This is a genomic window from Vibrio sp. 811, from assembly GCF_033339195.1.
Genome location: NZ_JAWOUB010000638.1, coordinates 1 through 597, shown reverse-complemented (window position 1 = coordinate 597; position 597 = coordinate 1). Strand labels below are relative to the sequence as shown.

Annotated in this window: 1 protein-coding gene; it reads left to right on the top strand. The window is 40.2% G+C overall.

From position 1 onward, the window contains the following. Nucleotides 1–467: BON domain-containing protein (locus R7Q46_RS28555; RefSeq protein WP_318078494.1), on the top strand; the 467-nt coding region annotated here is incomplete at its 5' end. Nucleotides 468–597: the final 130 nt, after the last annotated feature.

The window sequence follows — 597 nt, the reverse complement described above, 5'->3', positions numbered from 1 at the left end:
AAGAATCCATGGACGCTTGGCTAGATGGTAAAGCAGAAACCACCTTACTGCTTAACAGCAACCTGAACTCTTTTGATATCAACACTGATGTTGAAAATCAGGTGGTTACGCTGACAGGTTCGGTCAATAACGATTTGGAAAAGTCGCTGGCAGAAGAGTTGGTTTCAGGCCTTGATGGTGTGAAAAAAGTAAATAACGAGCTAACGGTAGTGAGTGAGAATAAACAAGATGCCGATTCTGATGCATTTGCTGCATTAACGGATTCAAAAATTACTACTATTGTGAAAACTCGTTTACTGATGGATACCAGCGTTAGTGGTACAGACATTGATGTCACCACAGAAAATAAAACCGTAACCTTAACCGGTAAAGTGAACTCAGATGCCGAGCACGATCTGGCATTATCGATTGCAAATAATACCAACGATGTAAATAAGGTTGTCGATAAGATTGAAGTTGTTCAGTAATAACTAATATTGAGCTTTCACTTTAAAAAATAAGGAGACAACACCATGGTTCGTTGGATGTTTATTTTCCTTGCTTTGGCTCTCGTTTCAGCGGTGCTCGGATTTAGTGGTATTGCCGTTGTTGCTGCAG